Consider the following 2,949-nt stretch of genomic DNA (forward strand, 5'->3'; position numbering starts at 1 on the left):
CCGCCTCTCGGGTGCGGCGCCGTGCGCGCGTCCGGCCGTGACCCCCAACCGGGACGCACGAGGGCCCCGCACCGACCGGTGCGGGGCCCTCGTGCGTCGGGCGTCAGCGCTGGATGTCGAGGTCGCGCGTCTCCTTGCCCAGGGCGAGCGCGACGAGCGTCAGCACGGCCATGGACGACAGGTAGACGCCGACCCAGAACGGGCTGCCCTCGCCCAGGTCCCACAGCCAGACGGCGATGAACGGGGCGACGGCCGCGCCGAGGATCGAGCTGACGTTGTAGGAGATGCCCGAGCCGGTGTAGCGCACCGCGGTCGGGAAGAGCTCGGGCAGCAGCGCGCCCATCGGTCCGAACGTCGAGCCCATGAGGGTGAAGCCGATGATCAGGAAGGCCATGACGCCCACGTCGCCGGCGTCCAGCAGCGGCACCCAGACCAGGCCGAAGACGATGATGAGCGCGGTGACGACCATGAGCGTCCGGCGCCGGCCCCAGCGGTCGGCGAGCGGGCCGGAGACCAGCGTGAAGATCCCGAAGAACACCACGCCGGCGATCATCATGAGCACGAACGTGTTGTACGAGTAGCCCAGGCCGGGGTTCTCGGCGTCCGTCGCGGCGCGGCCGTAGCTCAGCGAGAACGTCGTCATCAGGTAGAAGAGCACGTACGTGGCCAGCATGTAGAACGTGCCCAGCACCAGCTCGCGCCAGTAGCCGCGGACGGTCGCGGCCAGCGGCAGCTTCTGCACCTGGCCGGTCTCGACGGTGCGGGTGAAGGCGGGGCTCTCGACCAGGCTCAGGCGCACCCACAGGCCGACGGCGACCATGACGGCGCTGAACAGGAACGGCAGGCGCCAGCCCCAGTCCAGGAACGTGTCCGACGGGCGGCTCGGGTCGTCCGAGGGCATCCAGACGGTGATGAGCAGGAACAGGCCGTTGGCGATGATGAAGCCGAGCGGGGCGCCGAGCTGCGGGAAGGTGCCGTACCAGGCCCGCTTGCCCTCGGGCGCGTTCTCGGTGGCGACCAGGGCGGCACCGCTCCACTCGCCGCCCAGCGCGAAGCCCTGGGCCAGGCGCATCAGCACCAGCAGCAGCGGGGCGAACCAGCCGACAGCGGCGTAGGTGGGCAGGACGCCGATGAGGAACGTCGCGACGCCCATCGTCAGCAGCGCCGCGACGAGCGTCGTCTTGCGGCCGGTGCGGTCACCGAGGTGGCCGAAGAAGATCGCGCCGAGCGGGCGGGCGACCATCGCCGCGCCGAAGACGGCGAACGAGGCGAGCAGCGCCGTCGTGTCGTTGCCCTCGGGGAAGAACAGGTGCGGGAAGACGAGCACGGCCGCGGTCGCGTAGACGTAGAAGTCGTAGAACTCGATCGTCGTGCCGATGAGGCTGGCCAGGACGACCTTGCGACGCGAGTTGACCGGTGGTGCGGCGGTGCCGGTGGCGGACGCGGACATGGGTATCTCCCGAGAGTCGGACGTGTGAGGCCCGGCACGGTCGTCGGGCGCGATCACGCTAGCACCGCGATTCCGGGGCTTTTCGACCGGGGTGTCCGATGTGCGGACGCTGCGTCTCGCATCCTGGACGACTGGGGCGTCGGGCCGAGGTGCGTCCGCGCGGGCCCCGGGGTACCACTGAGCCATGACCGACGAGCCTGACGAGACCCCCATCCGCGAGCGTCCCGAGGGCGTCGACGACGCGACCGTCGAGGCGCTGGGCAAGGTGAGCGAGGCGCTCGAGGCCATCGAGATCGCCCGCGGCCACCTGTACACGTTCCACCGCCTCATGGGCACCGCCGACTTCACGCTCGGGGAGGGCGTGGACCTGCTGCGCAAGGCGGGTCACGACGACGTCGCCGACCGGCTCGAGTCCGAGGTCGTCGGCCGCAACGTGCTCGACGGACGCTGGACCTTCCAGGTCGTGGAGGAGTTCGACGACGGCTACTACGCCGCCTTCAAGCAGGCCGAGCAGGACGCCCGCGACCAGCTGGCCCAGGGCGTCCGTCACCTGCACGAGGCCGGGCTGAAGCAGCAGCGCCGCACGGCCGGGCGTCCCGGCCACGAGCCGCGTCCGCCGCGATGAGCGTCCCGTCCTCGCTCCACGAGCTGGCCGCGGCCCACGGCGTCGCGACCTGGTACCTCGGCGGCGACGGCGAGCGCGCGACGTCGACGCGGACGTGGTGGTGCGGGTTCCTGGCCAAGCTCGGCGTGGACGCGTCCAGCGCGGGCGGCGGTGGAGTCCGCCCTCGAGCAGGTCCGCGCGGAGGGGGAGTCGCGCACGCTGCCCCCGACGCTCGTGGTGCGCCAGGGCGAGCAGCGCGACCTGGGCGTCGACGCGTCGTCGAGCTCGAGGACGGCGGCACGCTCGAGGTCCGCGGCCTCCTGCCGGCCGAGGTCCCGCTCGGGTACCACCGCCTGCGCGCGGGGGAGGAGTCCGCCCACCTGCTCGTGGTGCCCGACCGGATGCCGGAGGTGCCGCTGACCTGGGGCTGGATGCTGCAGCTGTACTCGATGCACTCGCGCGAGTCGTGGGGCATGGGCGACTTCGCCGACCTGGCCGCGTTCGCGCGCCGGGCGGCGTCCGAGCAGGCGCCGGCGTGCTGCTGGTGAACCCGGTGCAGGCCGTCGCGCCGGCCCACCCGGTCGAGCGCTCGCCCTACTCGCCGGCCAGCCGCCGCTTCGCCAACCCGCTGTACCTGCGCGTGACCGAGACGGCCGCCTACGCGGCCGCGGACGCGTCCACCCGCGAGCAGGTGCTCACCCTCGCTCCGGAGGCCGAGCCCGAGCTCGTCGACTACGACGCGGTCTGGGACGCCAAGCTGGAGGCGCTGGAGCGGCTGTGGCGCTTCGCCGAGCGGGTCGAGCCGGACGCGTCCCTGCGCGACTTCGCGACGTACTGCGCCCTCGCCGAGGAGCTCGGCGCGGACTGGCGCGGCTGGCCCGAGCCGCTGCGCGAC

The 2,949-nt window shown here is 72.8% G+C and carries 4 protein-coding genes; 3 read left to right on the forward strand and 1 reads right to left on the reverse strand.

Annotated features, from left to right (window positions below):
- Positions 1-103 precede the first annotated feature (103 nt).
- On the reverse strand, positions 104-1,450 hold the full coding sequence (locus AC2W7G_RS12695; protein ID WP_485868759.1) for an MFS transporter: 1,347 nt from the start codon (positions 1,448-1,450) through the stop codon (positions 104-106).
- 184 nt (positions 1,451-1,634) lie between these two features.
- Here AC2W7G_RS12695 and AC2W7G_RS12700 point away from each other — a divergent pair, with 184 nt between their 5' ends.
- From AC2W7G_RS12700 to AC2W7G_RS12710, 3 genes are all read left to right on the forward strand, one after another.
- Entirely contained in the window at positions 1,635-2,075 is a 441-nt protein-coding gene (locus tag AC2W7G_RS12700) for a hypothetical protein (protein ID WP_485868760.1), read from the forward strand.
- Positions 2,072-2,602, forward strand: coding sequence for a hypothetical protein (locus AC2W7G_RS12705; RefSeq protein ID WP_485868761.1), 531 nt, complete (start codon positions 2,072-2,074; stop codon positions 2,600-2,602). The genes AC2W7G_RS12700 and AC2W7G_RS12705 overlap by 4 nt, the downstream gene beginning before the upstream one ends.
- Positions 2,590-2,949, forward strand: a 360-nt coding sequence (locus AC2W7G_RS12710) for a 4-alpha-glucanotransferase (protein WP_485868762.1), incomplete at its 3' end; no start/stop codon positions are given. The genes AC2W7G_RS12705 and AC2W7G_RS12710, both read left to right, overlap by 13 nt.

Source organism: Aeromicrobium sp. PFPM2_SD2, assembly GCF_057364525.1.